The following is an 18,466-nucleotide window of genomic DNA, read 5'->3' on the forward strand; positions in this document are numbered from 1 at the left end:
TTCAGTTGGGTGATGGTGGGGGTTGGGGTTCGAAGGGGCTGTACCACCACCAGTCGGCGCGTTCACCGATCGGTCCGCGCCAGGGTGCGACCGCGGGTGGGGGTTGGGTCGGGGGCCGGGCCAGTGATGCGTTGGTCAGCTCTCGCCCGGCGGGATCCGTAACAGTCAGGTTGGGCGCGGGGCCGGTGATGGTGATCTCACCACGGTGATGCATCCGGTGGTGATACGGACACACCAACACCAGGTTGTCCAACTCGGTCGGCCCGCCGTCTTCCCAATGCCGAAGGTGATGAGCGTGCAGACCGCGGGTGGCCTCACAGCCGGGCACCACACACGTCGAATCGCGGTGCTCCAGCGCCCGGCGCAGCCGGCGGCTGATCTGGCGCGTCGTGCGCCCAGCGCCGATCAGCTGCCCGCGGCGTTCCAACCACACCTCACAACTGGCATCACACAACAAATATTGCCGATCGGCCTCAGAGAGCAGCGAACCTAAGTACAGCCAGCCGGCGCGCTTGTCGACATCGCAATGCACGATCACGCTGGTGTGCTGCCCGTGCGGGCGCCGCGCCACCTCAGCGTCCCAGGCCGATTCCACCATCCGCAGGAACGCATCGGTGAGCGTCGGAAACGCAGGCTGCTGATCACCGGCCGGCTCGCCGGTGTCGTGCTCGCGTTTCCACTCGGTGATCAACGCCTCCAGATGCAACTGCAACGCCGCGTCGAACGTCGCCGCCTCCACGTGCGGCAGTTTGATCCGGTAGTAGGTGTAGTGCTCATCGGTGTGCTTGCGGATCGACCGCTGCGGCTCAGGCTTGGGGTCAGGCGTAGGGCGCGGTTCGAGTTTGGTCGCGGTGCGCAGCTGGTTGACCGTGGCCACCGACGCCAGCTTCGCGTAATGCTCATCAGAACCCTGGCCCGCTCGCTGGGCGATCACGCCGACCTGATCCAACGACAATCGGCCCTGCGACATTTCGGCGGTGCAGCGCGGGAACTCCTCGAACCGATCGGCGATCGCAGCCACCGTCTTGGCCGTCGCCTCGGCCATACCCAACTTCCAGGCCACCAACGCCTTGACCGACCGCGCCCCGGTGATCCCCCACAAGTTGTCGTGATCGAGCTCGGCGACGATCTCCACGATGCGCCCATCAATGGCATTGCGCTGACCCGCCAACTCCTCCAACTGCCCAAACAACTCCTCCAAACGCTCGAGGCGACTCAAATCCACCTCAACACCAGACGGAGCGAACGAAACCATAACCGCATCATGACAGCACCCACCGACAAATCCGGCCGCCCGGACGGGGAAGCCTTAACTGTTCACGAATACCTATATATCGAAAACCGGCGAGTGGCAGGCTGATTCGTCGCGACTACCCGATCGAGGAAGGCACCGACCGAGTCGTCCGTCGCACGTCGAACTCTAAAGTCAACTGGTTCAACGTCATCGGCAGCGGCTGGTCCGGGCCCGGCTTCGGATCCGACGTCAACTCCAATCGCAAAGCACTCATCATGTGCGCCAATAGGGTGCTCGTCACGAGCAGCACCAGATTGCGGCCCGGGCACTCCGCCGGCCCGGCCGAGAACGGCACCAATTGTGGATAGCTCTGGGCGGTCCCGTCGAGCCAGATCTGGGGCACGAAGGAATGCGCGAACGGCAACAGGTCGTCGTCACGGTGAAATGCGGGCGTGACGATCATCAGCCCTGCGCCCTTGGCGATGGTCGACCCGTCCGCCCACTGAGTGTCCTCGGTGGTGTCTCGCAGGATTGTCGGCGTGGTCGGCCACAACCGCACCGACTCGAGCACGCATGCCCGCAGATACGGCCGCAGCGACACACGTTCGGGCTCTGCCGCATCGTCCGACGCCAGCGCCCGCTCGGGCGGATGGGTGGCCAGCAATGCCAGCGCACGCAGTGACGCCATGCCGGCCGCGTCGAATGCGAAGAGCCACTGCGGCATCTGTCCCACCGGATCCACCGCGCCGCTCGACGGCGTCTGCGCGACGACGCCCGCTAGACTTCCCGGCTCCGGATCCTCGACGTAACGGTGCAGACCCTCGAGGAACTTCGCGCGTGCACGGTAATGCGGCAGCGACAGAAACGACCAGTTGCCTGCCTTGCGCAGCCGCATCAGCGCATCGGTGATCAATTCGTCGTCTCGCGCACGGTCACCGAGCACCAGGCGACGCACCAGGCGCCACCACGCCGTCATGAACCGCGCCGAATCCAGACGGCCCCGCCTGGCCGCGTCGTCCACCAGTTCCCGGGCTTCCTCGGTGATCGTCCGCGCGAACGAGTCGGCCAGCCGATGGATGTCTGCGCCGCTGTCCAGCACGGCGTCGTTGTATTCGCGCCGCTGCTGACGGATGGGCCCGCGGGAGATCAACACGCCGTGCGGCTGAAACCACTGCAACGCCTTGCGTTTTTCCGTGTTGGCCGGATGAAACGGTGTCGGTGCCTGCGCCAGCACCCGGCCGACGTCCTCGGGATCCAGGATCACCACCATGCGCCTGCCGGGCACCGCCAATTCCACCGGGCCGCGGCCGAACTCGCGCCGCAGGCTCTGCATCCGCTGCACCGCGCGGGAGTCCGCTTGGACCGCTTCAAGTATTCGGACGACGGGCCGCCGTCGCGCGAGCACTCCCGCCGCGATCGACGCGGCGCCGAGGTCGACCAGAGTGGCCGCGGCACGGGCGCCGGTGAGTCGTTTCGTCACCGATCCCGGTTACCCGTCGCTTCCTCTGCCAAACTTGCAGTCATGACGCCGCCCGAGTCCGAGTCGCAGTTCGAAACCCTGCTCTACACCGCCGATCCGCCCATCGCCACCATCACCCTGAATCGCCCGGACCACCTCAACACCATCGTTCCGCCGATGCCCGACGAGATCGAGAAGGCGGTCGGGCTTGCCGAACGCGACCCGGCGGTCAAGGTGATCGTGTTGCGTGGCGCCGGGCGTGCGTTCTCCGGCGGCTACGACTTCGGCGGCGGCTTCACCCACTGGGGCGCCGCAATGACCACCGACGGCCGCTGGGACCCGGGCAAGGATTTCGCGATGGTCAGCGCCCGTGAGACCGGCCCCACGCAGAAGTTCATGGCCATCTGGCGGGCGTCCAAACCCGTCATCGCCCAGGTACACGGCTGGTGCGTCGGCGGGGCCAGTGACTACGCGCTGTGCGCCGACATCGTGATCGCCAGCGACGACGCGGTCATCGGCACGCCGTACGCCCGCATGTGGGGCGCCTACCTCACCGGAATGTGGCTCTACCGGTTGAGCCTGGCGAAGGTGAAGTGGCACTCGTTGACCGGTGAGCCGTTGACCGGAAAGGAAGCCGCCGCAGTCGAACTCATCAACGAATCCGTCCCGTTCGAGAATCTCGAGGCCCGCGTCCAGGAGATCGCTCACAAGCTCGCGCGAATCCCGCTGTCGCAGTTGCAGGCGCAGAAACTCATCGTCAACCAGGCATACGAGAACATGGGCCTGGCCTCGACCCAGACGCTCGGCGGGATACTCGACGGGCTCATGCGCAACACCCCCGACGCGTTGTCCTTCATTGAAACCGCTGCGACTCAAGGCGTTCGGAGCGCAATCGAACAACGAGATGGGCCGTGGGGCGACTACAGCCAGGCACCCCCCGAGAAGCGGCCCGACCCGTCACACGTCATCGAGCCGTGACGGCGTGGCATGACCGTATAGCCACAGACCGGTTATGCGTCACGCCGCCGCAGCCCGCCCAGCATCGAAACGAGCACGCCGAGCACCACCAACACGCCACCGGCCGCGAGGCTCAGATTCAGCCAGTGATGGAAGCTGTCTTCGGCGTGTCTGACCATCACGTCGGCCACCTCGCGAATGTCCCCGGAGAGCCGGTTGAGTGCATCGTTGATGTGACGGCGCACCACCTCCAACGCGGCCCAGCCCGCAGCGCCGACGATCAGCGCTGAAACGCCGAGCGCCGCAATGGCTTTGCCGCGGCGGCGGGCAGCCGCGACCGTCAGCAGCGCGAACACCCCGGTCAGGATCGTCGCGCCGATGCTGACCCACGGCCCCCACGTCGACACCTGCTTGAGCTGACCCGGCCGCCACGTGTCCGAGATCGACACCGGAACGGGCAGCGATTCTGGGGTCTCGACGCCGAAGTTGCCCAACGTCCGGCGGAACGACTCGTCGGCGAGCATCGGAGCCAGGTCGACGATCCACTCGTCGGTGCCCTCCACGTGTTGCGCCGAGTCGGTGAACATCCACCGGTGTCCGATGGCGTTGGCCAACCCGAATTGGCCCGGGAATGTCGGGTTGGCCGTGTAGGCCGAGGCCACCCCGCTGATGAAGGAGTTGTCGACGTCGTAGCCCTTCTCCGACAGCATCGAGGTGACCTCGGTCGTGAGGACGCCGGCCATCGCCTTCTGCAGTTGCGGGTCTTCGGCCGCCGAGGCGGCGAGCGCCGCGTAGCCGTTGGCGTCGACCACGTTTCGTTGCGCCCACATCGTCGGGACGGCCACCGCCAGCAGGACGGTGGTGACGAGCCAGAACAACACGGTCGCGAGCAGCCGCACGCGCGTCCTCCTTCACCGAAAGTACGGTTTCTGACACCAAACGCGAGTAACCGCGTCAGAAACCGTACTCCCGCCGTCGATTGAGCCGGACGTTCGTTACTTGGCGGCCCGCTTCGGGGTGATCAGCGCCAGCTTCGTCATCAGCTTGTTCATCCGCTTCAGCGCCCGGGGCGAGTTGTTGTAGTAGTTGCCGCCCGCGCCGACATTTGTGCGCGGCGCCACCACGGCCTCCTGGCGGCAGTACTTGCGGAGTCCCTCGGCCGCGCCGAACCGGGCTCCCAGGCCCGACGTCTTCCAGCCGCCCATCGGCGCCGTCGTGCACATCAGGTTCGAGATCACGTCGTTGACGTTCACCGCACCGCAGTCCAGGTGTACCGCAACGTCTTTCGCCCGATCGATGTCTTTGGAGAAGACGGCGGCACTCAACCCGTACGGGCTGTCGTTGGCCAGCCGGACCGCCTCGTCGACGCTGGCGACCTTCATGATCGGCAACGTCGGACCGAAGGTCTCCTCGGTCATGCACAGCATCGAGTGGTCCACGTCGACCAGCACGGTGGGCGGATAGAAGTTACCCGGTCCACCCTCGGGACGCTTGCCGCCGGTCAACGCCCGCGCGCCCTTCGCCAGCGCGTCTTCGACGTGCCGGGCCGTGACGGCAACCTGCGACTCGTCGATCAGCGAGCCGAAGTCGTATCCGTCGCCCGCGCCCATTTTCAGCTTCTCGACGTCGCGCACCACCGCGGCGACGAACCGGTCGTAGACCGACTCCAAGACGTAGACCCGCTCCACCGACACGCACGTCTGCCCGGCGTTGAAGAACGCGCCCCACACCGCGGCATGCGCGGCGAGATCGATGTCGGCGTCCTCGAGCACGATCATCGGATCCTTGCCGCCGAGCTCGAGGCTGACCGGGGTGAGGCGGCGGGCGGCGCGCTCCATCACCTTCGCGCCCGTGGCACTGGAGCCGGTGAACTGAATGAAGTCGCAGTTGTCGATGACGGCCTCGGAGACCTCCCGCGCGCCCTGCGCCAACGCCAGCACCTCCGGTGCTCCCGAGTCCAGCCAGCCGCGCAGGAGCAGTTCGGCCGTCAACGGCGTGCGCTCCGACGGCTTGAGCAGTACGGCGCAGCCCGCCGCCAGCGCACCGAGCGCGTCCATCAACGCGTTGGCCACCGGGTAGTTCCACGGCGCGATGATGCCGACGACCGGGCGGGGCCGGTAGTGCACCTCGATCTTCTTGATCGACAGGAACGGCAGCGACGCCGGCCTGCGCTCGGGAGCGAGCGCCTTCTCCATCGTCTTGATGTAGTAGGACGCGATCATGATCAACAGCGGCACTTCCTGCGCCGCGTCGACGGCCGACTTGCCGGTCTCCTTGATCAGCAGCGACTCGATCTCGTCGCGGTGCTCACCGAGCCACACCGCGTAGCGCGCCAACACCTTGGCGCGCCCCTTGGCGCCGCGCGCCTCCCACTGCCGTTGCGCCTCCCGCAGGCCGGCCGCGATGCGCGGCACGTCGGCGGGGTCGGTCCAGCGCACGGTGCCTGCGACGGCTCCGGTCGCGGGATTGTGGATGGTGCTGGTGTCGGGTAGGTCAACATCGGACGTCGCAGTCATGACCCCATGCTAACCATCTCGTGTGATCCAGATCGCAGGGGCGTTGACATGTGTCAAGTCGGCGGCCAGCGGGTCAGGCGATCCCCCGGATATACGCCGCCTGCCCGAGATGCTGCGCTCCGTCATCGACGATGCTCACCAGGCGCACGCTTGCGGTCACCGGGGGGTTCCACCGGTCGTCGACGATTCGGCTCAGTTCCTCGACCGTGACCGACGCGATGTATTCGAGCGTCGCCTTGTGTACGGCGTGGGAGTACCCGGCGAGCAGATCCGCCGATACGCGCACCCGGCCCACTTCCTCGGGGCTGTGCCCGTAGCCCATGTCGTCCCGGGGCAGGTCGAGGCCGAACCGGTCGACCCACCCGTCGCGCAACCACACCTGCTCGGTGCCGGCGATGTCGCTGATCTGGACGTCCTGTTGGCGGGCGCTGTGCCAGATCAACCACGCGATGCTGTTGGCCGTCGCCGTCGGGCGGAAGAACGCGGTCTCGTCGGTCAGCCCGTCGGTGAGGTTCTCGACATGTTCGATGAGCCGGGTGAACGAGTCGCGCAGAAGTTCACGGACCGCCGCCACGTCTGAGTCAGCCATGACCTCGACGTTATACGTCAGCCCTGCGGTCGCGCGCCGTGAAAGACGGCCTCGATGTTGTTGCCGTCCGGATCACGCACGAAGGCGCCGTAATAGCCGGGGTGGTATTCCGGCCACAACCTCGGAGCGTGCAGCGACTCGGCGCCGGCCTCCAATGCGGCGTCGTAGAAGGCCTGCACCGCGTCGGTGTCGGCGGCCTGGAACGCGAAGTGCACCTCGCGGTTGGGACCCGCCGCGTCACCGGCGCTCATGTCGGCGATCCAGAAGTCGGGTTTCCCCTCCGTGCCGTAACCGATGGCGACCTGATAATCCATCTGGCGGGTGAAGCCGAGCACGCCCAGGACCTTGTCGTAGAACGCCTTCGATCTGTCCCAGTCCGCGCAGTTGATTCCGAAGTGATCGATCATCGCCACATCGTAGATTCGACGTATGACATACGAACTCGTCATTCGCGGCGGCACCATCGTCGACGGCCTCGGCGGCGAACCGTACGTCGGCGACGTCGCGGTCTCCGACGGCGTGATAGCGGCGGTCGGCACCGACGGCGTTCCGGTGGGCAGCGGCGCGCGTGAGATCGACGCGACGGGGCTGCTCGTCACCCCGGGATTCGTCGACCTGCACACCCACTACGACGGCCAGGCGATCTGGTCGGACCGGCTGAACCCGTCGTCGGCGCACGGTGTCACGACCGCGGTGATGGGCAACTGCGGGGTCGGCTTCGCCCCATGCCGCGCCGAGGATCACGAGGTGCTCGTCGACGTGATGGCGGGCGTCGAGGACATCCCCGGGGTGGTGATGGTCGACGGGTTGCCGTGGGACTGGGAGACATTCCCCGAATACCTCGACGCGCTGGACTCGCGCCGCAGGGATATCGATGTGGCCGCATATCTTCCGCACTCGCCGCTGCGGGTGTATGTGATGGGTCGTCGCGGTGCCGACCGCGAACCCGCCACGCCCGAGGATCTCGCGCGGATGAAGGCGCTGGCCAAGGAGGCGGTCGAGGTCGGCGCGCTGGGCTTCGCGTCGTCGCGGTTCTCGTTCCACAAGACCGCCAGCGGTGAGCTCATCCCGACCTACGACGCCGCGCAGGCCGAGATCGACGCGATCGCGGCAGGTGTCGCCGAGGGCGGCGGCGGGCTGATCCAATTCGTCCCCGACATCGCCGCCGGCGGTTACGCAGGAGTGCTGCAGTCGGTTTTCGAGGCCGCGCAGGACCACGGGTTGCCGGTGACGTTCACGCTGGCGACGGGCAACTCCGGCGATCCGATCTGGCCGGACGCGATCACGATGGTCGAGAAGTTCAACTCCGCCGCCACCCCGGACTCGGCAATCACCGCCCAGATGTTCCCGCGCCCAATCGGTTTGGTGATCGGACTGGAGCTGACCGGGAATCCGTTCGTGTTCTACCCCAGCTATCAGGAGATCGCGGACCTGCCGCTGGCCGAACGCGTTGCCGAAATGCGCAAGCCGGACGTGCGCGCCCGCATCCTCGCCGACAAGCCCGCCGAGGGCGGACATCCGCTGCTGTACCTGGCCCAGGCATGGAACTGGATCTTCCCGCTGACGGAGAACCCGAACTACGAGCCCGATCCGTCGACGTCGATCGCGGCGCGGGCCGCCGCTCGCGGCGTCACCCCGATGGAAGAGGCCTACGACCGCCTACTAGACGACGACGGCCACGCAATGCTGCTGGTGGCGATGGCCAACTTCGAGAACAACTCGCTCGACACCGTCGGTGAACTGATGCGCCGCGACGACGTCGTGCTGGGTCTCGGCGACGGCGGTGCCCACTACGGAATGATCTGCGACGCAAGCTATCCGACGTTTTTGCTGGCGCACTGGGCGCGGGACCGCGCGAAGAGCAGGCTCGGTGTCGCCGAGGCGGTCCGCGAGTTGACCTCGGTGCCGGCCCGGGTGGCCGGCCTGGCCGACCGCGGCCGAATAGCGGTGGGCTACAAGGCCGATCTGAACGTGATCGACCATGACGCGCTGCGGTTGCACAAGCCCGTCATCACCAACGATCTGCCCGCCGGCGGCCGCCGCCTGGACCAGAGCGCCGACGGCTATGTCGCGACCGTCGTGTCGGGCGAGATCATCGCCGAGAACGGGGTGCCCACCGCCGCCCGACCCGGCAGGTTGATCCGCGGCCGGCAACCGGCGCCCGCTGCATGACGCGGGTCGCACCGCTGCCACCGCCGTGGAGCACGCAGGACGCCGCAGGCATCAACGGGTGGGGGCACCCCGATCGCACCTACGAGCCCTTACTGCTGGTCCGTTGTCTTCAACGTCATCCGAATCTGGCAGCGCGGCTGCGGAAGCTGGGCGAGTCGCTCTACGTCGACGCGCGCCTTCCGCCGCGGCTGCGCACCATTGCGATCCTGCGGATCTGCGCTCTCCTGCGTTGCGAGTACGAGTGGGGTGGTCAGGCTGCGTTCTGGGGTCCGATCGCCGGTGTCAGCGACGACGAGTGTGATGCGCTGGTCACCGGCGCCGATCCGGGCTGGGGTGCGTTCGAGGAGGTGCTGATCGCCGCGGTCGACGAACTGGAGGACACCGGCTCGTGGTCGGACGACACGTGGAAAGCGTTGGGCGACAGCCTCAATGACGAGCAGCGGATGGAGTTGCTGGTCGCAGTCGGGTGGTACCGCACCATCTGCACGCTGTGCAACGGGATGGCGCTGCCGGTCGAGGGTTGGATGCGGCGCTGGCCGTCAGACGGCTGACCGGTCGCGCCGCAGCGCCGGGTGTTGGCCGGCGAGCGTTTTGAGCAGCACCGGCCGCGGAAGCAGTTGCAGCAGACGGGTACTGAGTCGGCTGGGCAGCCCCGCGATCACCGTGCCCTTGTCGCGCTCGAGCGCCTCGACACCGACGCGCGCGACGTCGCGCGAGGGCATCCACATGAACTTGGGGAACGCCGCGGCGAACTTGCGCTCGTCCATCCCGGCGGACTGCAGGAACTCGGTGCGCACCGGTCCAGGCGCCAGCATCGCGACGGTCACGCCGGTGCCCGCGAGTTCGGCTCGCACCCCTTCGGTGTAGGCCTTCACAAACGCCTTGGTGCCCGCGTAGCCGGACTGCCCGGGGAACGGGTGGAAGCCCGCGGTGGATCCGACGTTGAGGATCGCGCCGCGACCACGCGGCACCATCTGCTGCACGGCGCGGGTGGTCAGGTCGATGACGGCCTCGACGTTGACACGTACCTGGGCAATCTCATCGGCCACCTCGGATTTCACCACCCACCCGAGCGTGCCGACGCCGGCGTTGTTGACGAGGATGTCGACCGTCAACCCGCGGGCCTCGATCTCGTCGAACAGGCGGGCGCGGGCGGCGGGGTCGGCGACGTCGCACGCGACGACCTCGGTGCGCACGGCCTTTCCGAGTTCGCCGGCCAGGTCGCGCAGCCGGTCCTCACGGCGGGCGACGAGCGTGACGCCGTGGCCGCGGGCGGCAAGTTCGCGGGCGATGTCGGCGCCGATGCCCGAGGAGGCGCCGGTGACGACGGCGGTGGTGGTCGGCGAGGGAGGCGGCAATGGCATACATGAACCTAACGCTTGGCCGAGCGGACGTATTCTCGGCCTATGAGCGTCAAGGTGGATCTCGACCGATTGGCCGACGTGCTGGGCGACTTCGCGTTCGCCTACCTGATCTCGGTCGGCGACGACTACCGCGCGCACACCGTCTTCGTCGAGCCCGTCTTCCGCGACGGCCGCCTCGACGTCGGCACGGTCGGCAGGCACACGCGCGAGAACACCGAGCGGCACGGCGACGTCACGGTCGTGTGGCCGCCGCGCGAGGCCGGCGGGTACTCGCTGATCGTCGATGGCCGCGCACAACCGTCGAACGAGACGCTGACAATCGAACCGACCCGTGCGGTGCTGCACCGCAAGGCCACCGCGGAGTCGACGTCGACCAGCCCGGACTGTCGGCACGACTGCGTGCCGCTCGACGACAAGTCACCCGCTGCCATGCGCACCACGCGCGTGATAGCTGATCTTCGGGTTGCCGACATCGAGGCCGCCAACAGCTTCTACGTCGACTTCCTGGGTTTGCGCACCGAAGAATTCAACTTGGGTTGGGTGGCCCGCTACACCTCCCCGGACACCGGAGCCAACGTCCAATTGGTCACCCGTGATGCGACCGCCCCGGAGGATCCCGTGGTGTCGGTATGCGTCGACGACGTCGGCGCCGCGTACGCAGACGCGCAGCAGCGCGGCTATGAGATCGTGCATCCGCTGACGACGGAGGCGTGGGGGGTGCAACGCTTCTTCGTCCGGGCACCGGACGGCAACGTCCTCAACATCGTCGACCACCCGGCCTGACGCCGGCGCCTCAAACGCCCGTAGCGCCGTCGATCCGCTCGCGGATGAGGTCGGCTTGCCCGCAGTGGCGGGCGTACTCGCCGATCATGTGCAGGTAGATCCACCGCAGGCTGACTTCACCGCCGTTGAAAGGGCAGGTGTCGGTCAGGTCGCGGGTGGCGCAGTTTGCGCGGGCCTGCATGATCTCGGTGCGCCAAACCGCTTGCGCCGCAGCGAAAGTCGACTGCTCTGACAGGTCGAACCCACCGTCGTGGCCGGACGCGCGAACTGTCGAGCCGTAAATCGGCGGGGCGTCTTCACCGGCCAGCACGCGGCGGAACCAGTTGCGTTCCACCTCGGCCATGTGCTGGACCAGTCCGAGCAGGGTCAGCGGCGACGGTTCGACGCTGGCGGTGCTCAGTTCGACGTCGTCCATCCCTTCGCACTTCATGGCCAGCGTCGCGCGGTAGAAGTCGAGCCATGCTTCCAGCGTCGTGCGTTCGTCGGCGTTCAGCGGCGGGGCGAGCCGTTCGATTTCCGTCACGGGGACAATACAACCGCAGTTATCCACAGGTTGGCGACAAGCGCCCTTTCGACCGCCGCGGTTGTGGGCTGCTATTGAGCGGTGGCGGATTTCGAACGCATCCTCGCTGCAAACGGCGGAGTCGTGTCCGTGGCACAGTTGCGCACAGCAGGATGGTCGTATTCGCAGATCAAGAAGCTGCCGCAGGGTTGGCGGCCGGTCCGGCGGGGTTGGTACGTCAGTCCGGCTGCCAACCCTCACGTCGTTCGAGCCGTTTCGGCCGGGGGTGTGCTTGGTTGCGTGTCGGCGCTACGCCACCGGCACATTTGGGTTTCCCGATTCCGAATTGCACATCCGCTATTCCGCCCGAGCACGCCGGTCCCGTCCCGGAGTTCGCTCCTGCCAGCCCCACCGTCTGAATCCACCCACCATCGGTGCGATCGACCCGATAGAGATCGCGGTGGCGTCGGCGGCGAACTGTCTCGATGCGGAAGGGTTGGTCATCGTGCTCGACTCGATGCTGAACAAGCGGATGATCGACATGGCAGATGCGAGATCAATTGTCGCAGCATCGCGTTTCGCACGCCTCAACCTCGCCGAGCGGTGCGACCCCAAGAGCGAATCGGGAACAGAGACGATGATCAGGTTGCGGCTGCGGGCCGCCGGAATCCACTTGCGGACTCAAGTGGTGATTGCGGGAGTGGGGCGCGTCGACTTTCTCGTGGGCAATCGTCTCATCATCGAAGCCGACAGCCGCGAGCACCACCTGCCCAAGTACCAGGTGGACCGGACACGGGACAGAGTTGCGACCGGGTTGGGGTATCTGGTGATTCGGCTGACGTATGAGGATGTCGTGCATCGCTGGGACGTGGTGTTCGCCGACATTCAATCTGTTATTCGGCGGCGATGGCATCGCCGTGCAATCACAACGTCAGTCTGAGAGCGTCGCCGTGGATATATAGCCGCGACGACGCTCTCAGCGCGACGTTGCGTCAGGCACGAAAAAGCCCGGCCTGCCGAAGCAGACCGGGCTCTTTCCAGTGGGACAGACTCAGAAGTCCATGCCGCCCATGCCACCGGTCGGGTCGGCCGGACCAGCGGCCGCCTTCTCCGGCTTGTCGGCGACGACCGCCTCGGTGGTCAGGAACAGCGCCGCGATGGACGCCGCGTTCTGCAGCGCCGAACGCGTCACCTTCACCGGGTCGGCAACGCCGGCCTTGAGCAGGTCCTCGTAATCACCGGTCGCGGCGTTGAGGCCGACGCCCTTGTCCGAGTTGCGGACCTTCTCGGCCACCACGCCCGGCTCCAGGCCACCGTTGAGGGCGATCTGCTTCAGCGGAGCCTCGAGCGCCACCCGAACGATGTTCGCGCCGGTGGCCTCGTCACCTTCGAGCTTCAGATCGTCCAGCGCCGGCGAGGACTGCAGCAGGGCCACGCCGCCACCGGCGACGATGCCCTCCTCGACGGCCGCCTTGGCGTTGCGGACCGCGTCCTCGATGCGGTGCTTGCGCTCCTTGAGCTCGACCTCGGTGGCAGCGCCGGCCTTGATCACCGCAACACCGCCGGCCAGCTTGGCCAGGCGCTCCTGCAGCTTCTCGCGGTCGTAGTCGCTGTCACTGTTCTCGATCTCGGCGCGGATCTGGGCCACGCGGCCGGCGATGGCGTCGGAATCACCGGCACCCTCGACGATCGTGGTCTCGTCCTTGGTGACGACGACCTTGCGCGCCTTGCCCAGCAGCGAGACGTCGGCGGTCTCGAGCGAGAGCCCGACCTCTTCGCTGATGACCTGACCACCGGTGAGGATGGCCATGTCCTGCAGCATCGCCTTGCGGCGGTCACCGAAGCCCGGGGCCTTGACGGCGACGGACTTGAAGGTGCCGCGGATCTTGTTCACGACGAGCGTGGACAGCGCCTCGCCCTCGACATCCTCGGCGATGATCAGCAGCGGCTTGCCGGACTGGATGACCTTCTCCAGCAGCGGCAGCAGATCCTTGACCGTCGACACCTTCGACGACACGAGCAGGATGTACGGATCCTCGAGGACCGCTTCCTGCCGCTCGGCGTCGGTGACGAAGTAACCCGAGATGTAGCCCTTGTCGAAGCGCATGCCCTCGGTGAGCTCGAGCTGCAGGCCGAAGGTGTTGGACTCCTCGACGGTGATGACACCCTCGTTGCCGACCTTGTCCATGGCCTCGGCGATCAGCTCGCCGATCTGGGTATCACCGGCGGAGATCGCGGCGGTGGCGGCGATCTGCTCCTTGGTCTCGACCTCCTTGGCCGACTTCAGCAGCGTCTCGGTGATCTTCTCGACGGCCTTCTCGATGCCGCGCTTGAGGCCGAGCGGGTTGGCGCCGGCGGCCACGTTGCGCAGACCCTCGCGCACCAGCGCCTGGGCGAGGACCGTTGCCGTCGTGGTGCCGTCGCCGGCGACGTCGTCGGTCTTCTTGGCGACTTCCTTGACCAGCTCAGCGCCGATCTTCTCGTACGGGTCCTCCAGTTCGATCTCCTTGGCGATGGAAACACCATCGTTGGTGATCGTGGGGGCGCCCCACTTCTTCTCCAGGACGACGTTGCGACCCTTGGGCCCCAACGTCACCTTTACCGCGTCGGCGAGGCTGTTCAGGCCCCGCTCGAGGCCCCGGCGGGCCTCTTCGTCGTACGCAATTGTCTTGGCCATTGCGAAGTGTTCCTCCGAAAGTGGGTAGTGCACATCAAGAGCGACCGCGTGCGGGTCGCTCCATCAAAGCTGCGGTCGGGTGCAGTGCCCGCGACGGACGGCTCGGGTGTGCTCCGCAGATGCGGCCCGTTGCCTCACCGTCCCGACCTAGCACTCACCGGTCGCGAGTGCCAATTGCATTTCTAGCACTCGGCCATGGCGAGTGCAAGGTCGTTCGGCGCCGCGTTCCCGCCGCTCGCGGCCCGTCAACGCGCGTCGGCCCGGTGTGGCAGGCTGACGCTGATGTCGCTGTGGGATCCCCGGAACGTGCCACCCTATCCGCCGGCCCGCTACACCGCGGAGGAGCCGGAGGCCAGTGCCTGGTTGCGGCGCGCCACCGAGCCCGCGGACTACGACGCATTCGGTCTGGTGAAGTACCACTATCTGGCGAACCAAAAGGCGACCGACGGCGACTACGGGCTCTACCGCGTGGAGATCGCGCCCAACGGCGGCGGACCCGGACCGCACTTCCACCGCGCCATCTCCGAGGCGTTCTTCGTGTTGTCCGGCACGGTCAGGCTCTACGACGGTAGGGACTGGATCGACGGGCACCCGCACGACTTCCTCTATGTGCCACCGGGCGGCGTCCACGGCTTCCGCAACGAGGCAGACGAGCCGACGTCGCTGCTGATGTTGTTTGCTCCGGGCGCGCCGCGCGAGGCGTACTTCGAAGGGTTGGCCCAACTCGGCGAGCTCACCGACGAGGAGCGCAGCCAGTGGTTCACCAAGCATGACAATCACTTCGTGGAGTGACACGCCGCACGACACGCTTTGAAAGGTGCGCGGCCGTAATCCGTTGCGCTAGGCTGCTGTCCGATCAGTGAGGAGTCTCTGGGTGCGGGCAGAAGCAGCGCCCGACACCCAGGCTTTGCGAGGCTGGCAGCGTCGGGCATTGGTGCGGTATCTTGGCGCCAAACCGCGCGATTTCCTTGCCGTGGCAACTCCCGGCGCGGGTAAGACGACGTTTGCCCTGCGCGTGGCCGGTGAGCTGTTGGCCGACGGCACCGTCGAGCGGATCACCGTCGTCGTGCCGACCGAACACCTCAAAATCCAGTGGGCGCTGGCCGCCGCGAGGCTCGGCCTCTCGCTGGACCCGAAGTTCTCCAACAGCGCCTCGCACACTTCCTCGGAGTACCACGGCGTCGTCGTCACCTACGCCCAGGTGGCCAGCCACCCGACCCGGCATCGGGTGCGCACCGAGAACTACCGCACGCTCGTCGTCTTCGACGAGATCCACCACGGCGGCGACGCGAAGAGCTGGGGCGAGGCGATGCGCGAGGCGTTCGGCGACGCCACCCGCCGACTGTCGCTGACCGGCACCCCGTTCCGCAGCGACGACAGCCCGATCCCGTTCGTCACCTACGAACCCGACGGTGAAGGGGTCCTGCGCTCACGCGCCGACCACATCTACGGCTACTCCGACGCGCTGGCCGACGGCGTGGTGCGGCCGGTGGTGTTCCTGGCCTACTCCGGCGAGGCACGCTGGCGCACCAGCGCCGGCGAGGAGTATGCGGCGCGGCTCGGCGAACCACTCAACGCCGAGCAGACCGCACGCGCGTGGCGCACCGTGCTCAACCCCGAGGGCGAGTGGATTCCCGCGGTTCTGCAGGCCGCCGACACCCGGCTCACGCAGTTGCGCAACGGCGGCGTGCCCGACGCGGGGGCGATGGTGATCGCGTCGGACCAGAAGGCGGCACGCGCCTACGCCAAGGTGCTCACCACGCTGACCGGGGAACCGCCGACGCTCGTGCTCTCCGACGATCCCGGGTCCTCGGAGCGCATCGCCGAGTACGCGGGGGGCAGCAGCCGCTGGCTGGTCGCCGTGCGCATGGTTTCCGAGGGTGTCGACGTGCCGCGGCTGGCCGTCGGCGTATACGCGACCAGCGCGTCGACCCCGCTGTTCTTCGCCCAGGCGATCGGCCGCTTCGTCCGATCCCGTCGTCCCGGCGAGACCGCGAGCATCTTCCTGCCGTCGGTGCCTGCGCTGCTCGACCTGGCCAGCGAGATGGAGGCGCAGCGCGACCACGTGCTCGGCAGGCCGCACCGCGAGTCGCAGGGCGAGTGGGACGACGCGGCCCTCGAGGAGGCCAACAAACAGAAAGACGAGGCGGGCGAGCTCGACAACGGTTTCGAGATGCTGGGCGCCGACGCCGAGCTCGACCAGGTCATCTTCGACGGCTCCTCGTTCGGCACCGCAACGCCTGCGGGCAGCGAGGAGGAGGCCGACTACCTCGGCATCCCCGGGCTGCTCGACGCGGATCAGATGCGAGACCTGTTGCGCCGCAGGCAGGAAGAACAGTTGACTCGCCAGACCGCCTCGGGCGAGGTGCCCCGGGTGTCCACCCACGGCCAGCTCCGCGAACTACGCAAGGAGCTCAACACGCTGGTGTCCATCGCGCACCACCGCACCGGCAAGCCACACGGCTGGATCCACAAGGAGCTGCGCCGGATCTGCGGCGGGCCGGCCGTCGCGGCGGCCACGACGGATCAGCTGCGGGCCCGCATCGAGGCGGTCCGCAGCCTCCAGCCTTAGCGGCGCGCCTCGGCCACGGATGCCAGGTTCTTGAGCGAATTGTCCAGGTGCGACGGGTCGAACGGTGGAAACGGGATGTCGCGACGGTACGACGCGGGAACATTCGACCAGTCATAGGTCAACGTGACCGCCGTGCTGCCCGGCCCCGAGGCCTCGAGGTCGTACCGCCACACCCAACCGCCGAATTCGACTTCCGCGCCGGGCATCATGTTGCCTCGGTCGTCGGGGCCCTGGCCTGGTTGCCACGCGATCGCGTTCGGGCGGTCGAGGATCTCGACGCGGTTGGACATCTCGTAGGCCTTCGCGGGATGGTTGTCGTGGTACATCGCCATCCGGAAGATCTGGCCTGGCTCGGCGAGTGTCTTTCCGTCCAGCGATTCGCGCACCCAGCCCGTGCCGTCGATGTCCTGATGTGTCGAGGGGTCGGCCAGCACGTCGAACACGGTCTCGATTCCAGCGTTGACGGTTGTTCTCGCCTGTATGCGTTCTTCAGTCATGTCGGTACTGACTGGCCCGGCCGCGAGAAGTCATCGCTAAAACACCCCGCAGCCGGCCACCCCGCATACCAGCGAGCTGACCAACAGCAGCGGCCAGAGCGCCACCGCGACCACCAGCGCCGCGATGTTGGCGAAGATCGTGAAGTCGCCGGACAACGCCGCCTCCAACTGCCCGAGCAGCTCGATGTGGAACATCGCATACCCGACGCCGATGACCGTGTAGAGCAACGCGAGCCACAACGCGAGCTCGAGGTAGGTATTGATGCCCCGCTGCAGCAGCATCTGCTGCATCCGTTGCCACATCGTCATCCCCCGAGCTCGAGCAGTTCGGGCAGATCGGCGACGGAGTCGAGTACGTGGTTCGGCTGCATCGCGAATTCGTCTGCGGCCCAACGGTCGAGCGTGTCCTGGCGGAATTTTCCGGTGCGCACGAGAACCCCGGTCATGCCGACCACCTGCGCGGCCAGCACGTCGTTGTTGAGGTCGTCACCGATCATGTACATCTCATCGGGCTCGACGCCGAGACGGCTTGCCGCAGCGAGGAACCCCTCGGGTGCGGGCTTACCGACCGCGGTGGCTTTGCGGCCGGACGTCTCCTCCATCCCGATGAGGTACATGCCGGTGTCGATGCGCAACCCGTCGGTCGTCGTCCATGCGGTGCTGCGGTGCATCGCGACCACCGGGACACCCTGAGCCATCCAGTCGTAGACCCACGACAGCGTCAGGTGGGTGTACTGCGGGCCCGCGCCGCCCAGCAGCACCACGTCCGGGGCGTCGGGGGCTTGGGGCCCGTCGAACTCGTCCGAATACACGATGTCGATACCAGGCATGTCCTCGGCGATCTGCCCGCTGTTGACCAGGAAACACCGGGCGTCGGGATAGGTGTCGCGGACGTACTGCGCGGTCAGCACCGCTGCGGTGATCACCTCGTCGGGGCGGACATGCATCCCCGCCTCGGTGAGCAACTCGGCGATCTGCCCGCGGGTCTTCGTCGTCGTGTTGGTCAGGTACGCGCAGGCAATCTGGTTGTCGGTCAACGCCCGCACGGTGTCTGCCGCACCGGCGATCGGCTGCCACGACGTCACCAGCACGCCGTCGATGTCGAACAGCACCCCACCGATCGCCATGGCCCGACAGTAAACGG

General features: G+C 67.1%; 19 protein-coding genes. 7 read left to right on the plus strand and 12 right to left on the minus strand.

Features of this window, described 5'->3' with window-relative positions:
• Nucleotide 1: 1 nt before the first annotated feature.
• Nucleotides 2-1,255 (minus strand): HNH endonuclease signature motif containing protein, encoded by a 1,254-nt coding sequence (locus AU187_RS22255; protein ID WP_059167300.1) that lies wholly within the window; start codon nucleotides 1,253-1,255, stop codon nucleotides 2-4.
• 115 nt (nucleotides 1,256-1,370) lie between these two features.
• Nucleotides 1,371-2,714, minus strand: coding sequence for a cytochrome P450 (locus AU187_RS22260; RefSeq protein WP_059099232.1), 1,344 nt, complete (start codon nucleotides 2,712-2,714; stop codon nucleotides 1,371-1,373).
• A 42-nt stretch (nucleotides 2,715-2,756) separates the two neighbouring features.
• Between AU187_RS22260 and AU187_RS22265 the strand changes: the two genes are divergently transcribed.
• On the plus strand, nucleotides 2,757-3,671 hold the full coding sequence (locus AU187_RS22265; protein WP_059099233.1) for a crotonase/enoyl-CoA hydratase family protein: 915 nt from the start codon (nucleotides 2,757-2,759) through the stop codon (nucleotides 3,669-3,671).
• Between the two features lie 32 nt (nucleotides 3,672-3,703).
• On the opposite strand, the gene AU187_RS22270 is transcribed toward AU187_RS22265, so the two are convergent.
• The 4 genes from AU187_RS22270 to AU187_RS22285 all read right to left on the minus strand — a co-directional run bounded on the left by AU187_RS22270 (nucleotide 3,704) and on the right by AU187_RS22285 (nucleotide 7,162).
• Nucleotides 3,704-4,549 carry a hypothetical protein gene (locus AU187_RS22270; RefSeq protein ID WP_059099234.1) on the minus strand — a complete coding sequence of 282 codons (846 nt, stop codon included), beginning with the start codon at nucleotides 4,547-4,549 and terminating at the stop codon, nucleotides 3,704-3,706.
• A gap of 96 nt (nucleotides 4,550-4,645) precedes the next feature.
• On the minus strand, nucleotides 4,646-6,166 hold the full coding sequence (locus tag AU187_RS22275; RefSeq protein ID WP_059099235.1) for an aldehyde dehydrogenase family protein: 1,521 nt from the start codon (nucleotides 6,164-6,166) through the stop codon (nucleotides 4,646-4,648).
• A 73-nt stretch (nucleotides 6,167-6,239) separates the two neighbouring features.
• The gene (locus tag AU187_RS22280; protein ID WP_059099236.1) at nucleotides 6,240-6,755 is read right to left on the minus strand and encodes a mycothiol transferase; all 516 of its coding nucleotides are present in this window, start codon (nucleotides 6,753-6,755) and stop codon (nucleotides 6,240-6,242) included.
• 17 nt (nucleotides 6,756-6,772) lie between these two features.
• Complete coding sequence (locus AU187_RS22285; RefSeq protein WP_059099317.1) at nucleotides 6,773-7,162, minus strand: VOC family protein; 390 nt, start codon at nucleotides 7,160-7,162, stop codon at nucleotides 6,773-6,775.
• A 22-nt stretch (nucleotides 7,163-7,184) separates the two neighbouring features.
• Between AU187_RS22285 and AU187_RS22290 the strand changes: the two genes are divergently transcribed.
• Both AU187_RS22290 and AU187_RS22295 read left to right on the plus strand, forming a co-directional pair.
• The gene (locus AU187_RS22290; protein ID WP_059099237.1) at nucleotides 7,185-8,927 is read left to right on the plus strand and encodes an N-acyl-D-amino-acid deacylase family protein; all 1,743 of its coding nucleotides are present in this window, start codon (nucleotides 7,185-7,187) and stop codon (nucleotides 8,925-8,927) included.
• Nucleotides 8,924-9,478, plus strand: coding sequence for a carboxymuconolactone decarboxylase family protein (locus tag AU187_RS22295; RefSeq protein WP_059099238.1), 555 nt, complete (start codon nucleotides 8,924-8,926; stop codon nucleotides 9,476-9,478). Before AU187_RS22290 ends, AU187_RS22295 begins: the two co-directional genes overlap by 4 nt.
• Here the strand turns inward: AU187_RS22295 and AU187_RS22300 are convergent.
• Nucleotides 9,467-10,291 carry an SDR family NAD(P)-dependent oxidoreductase gene (locus AU187_RS22300; protein ID WP_059099239.1) on the minus strand — a complete coding sequence of 275 codons (825 nt, stop codon included), beginning with the start codon at nucleotides 10,289-10,291 and terminating at the stop codon, nucleotides 9,467-9,469. The two genes, AU187_RS22295 and AU187_RS22300, sit on opposite strands and share 12 nt — an antisense overlap.
• A 429-nt stretch (nucleotides 10,292-10,720) precedes the next feature.
• Between AU187_RS22300 and AU187_RS22310 the strand changes: the two genes are divergently transcribed.
• Nucleotides 10,721-11,074: a VOC family protein gene (locus AU187_RS22310; protein ID WP_059099318.1), complete on the plus strand. Its 354-nt coding sequence runs from the start codon at nucleotides 10,721-10,723 to the stop codon at nucleotides 11,072-11,074.
• A 10-nt stretch (nucleotides 11,075-11,084) separates the two neighbouring features.
• Here the strand turns inward: AU187_RS22310 and AU187_RS22315 are convergent, their stop codons facing one another.
• Nucleotides 11,085-11,597 carry a DinB family protein gene (locus AU187_RS22315; protein WP_059099240.1) on the minus strand — a complete coding sequence of 171 codons (513 nt, stop codon included), beginning with the start codon at nucleotides 11,595-11,597 and terminating at the stop codon, nucleotides 11,085-11,087.
• A 439-nt stretch (nucleotides 11,598-12,036) separates the two neighbouring features.
• On the opposite strand from AU187_RS22315, the gene AU187_RS26090 reads away from it, so the two are divergent.
• Nucleotides 12,037-12,516, plus strand: coding sequence for an endonuclease domain-containing protein (locus tag AU187_RS26090; RefSeq protein ID WP_231740301.1), 480 nt, complete (start codon nucleotides 12,037-12,039; stop codon nucleotides 12,514-12,516).
• Nucleotides 12,517-12,627: 111 nt separating this feature from the next.
• Here AU187_RS26090 and groL read toward each other — a convergent pair whose 3' ends face one another.
• Entirely contained in the window at nucleotides 12,628-14,253 is a 1,626-nt protein-coding gene (groL, locus tag AU187_RS22325; RefSeq protein ID WP_059099241.1) for a chaperonin GroEL, read from the minus strand.
• A 282-nt stretch (nucleotides 14,254-14,535) separates the two neighbouring features.
• Here groL and AU187_RS22330 point away from each other — a divergent pair, with 282 nt between their 5' ends.
• Together AU187_RS22330 and AU187_RS22335 are read left to right on the plus strand one after the other, a co-directional pair.
• Nucleotides 14,536-15,045 (plus strand): cupin domain-containing protein, encoded by a 510-nt coding sequence (locus AU187_RS22330; RefSeq protein WP_059099319.1) that lies wholly within the window; start codon nucleotides 14,536-14,538, stop codon nucleotides 15,043-15,045.
• An 82-nt stretch (nucleotides 15,046-15,127) separates the two neighbouring features.
• Nucleotides 15,128-16,825, plus strand: a complete 1,698-nt coding sequence (locus AU187_RS22335) for a DEAD/DEAH box helicase (RefSeq protein WP_059099242.1) — start codon at nucleotides 15,128-15,130, stop codon at nucleotides 16,823-16,825.
• On the opposite strand, the gene AU187_RS22340 is transcribed toward AU187_RS22335, so the two are convergent.
• Genes AU187_RS22340 through AU187_RS22350 form a run of 3 tightly spaced genes read right to left on the minus strand, consistent with a single transcriptional unit; the run spans nucleotide 16,822 to nucleotide 18,449 of the window.
• Nucleotides 16,822-17,322, minus strand: a complete 501-nt coding sequence (locus AU187_RS22340; protein ID WP_059099243.1) for an SRPBCC family protein — start codon at nucleotides 17,320-17,322, stop codon at nucleotides 16,822-16,824. The genes AU187_RS22335 and AU187_RS22340 overlap by 4 nt on opposite strands.
• Nucleotides 17,323-17,358: 36 nt before the next feature.
• The gene (locus AU187_RS22345; RefSeq protein WP_231740302.1) at nucleotides 17,359-17,631 is read right to left on the minus strand and encodes an addiction module protein; all 273 of its coding nucleotides are present in this window, start codon (nucleotides 17,629-17,631) and stop codon (nucleotides 17,359-17,361) included.
• Nucleotides 17,628-18,449, minus strand: coding sequence for an HAD-IIA family hydrolase (locus tag AU187_RS22350; RefSeq protein ID WP_059099245.1), 822 nt, complete (start codon nucleotides 18,447-18,449; stop codon nucleotides 17,628-17,630). Before AU187_RS22350 ends, AU187_RS22345 begins: the two co-directional genes overlap by 4 nt.
• Nucleotides 18,450-18,466 lie beyond the last annotated feature (17 nt).

This window comes from Mycobacterium sp. IS-1556 (assembly GCF_001499985.1).
Lineage (GTDB): Bacteria > Actinomycetota > Actinomycetes > Mycobacteriales > Mycobacteriaceae > Mycobacterium.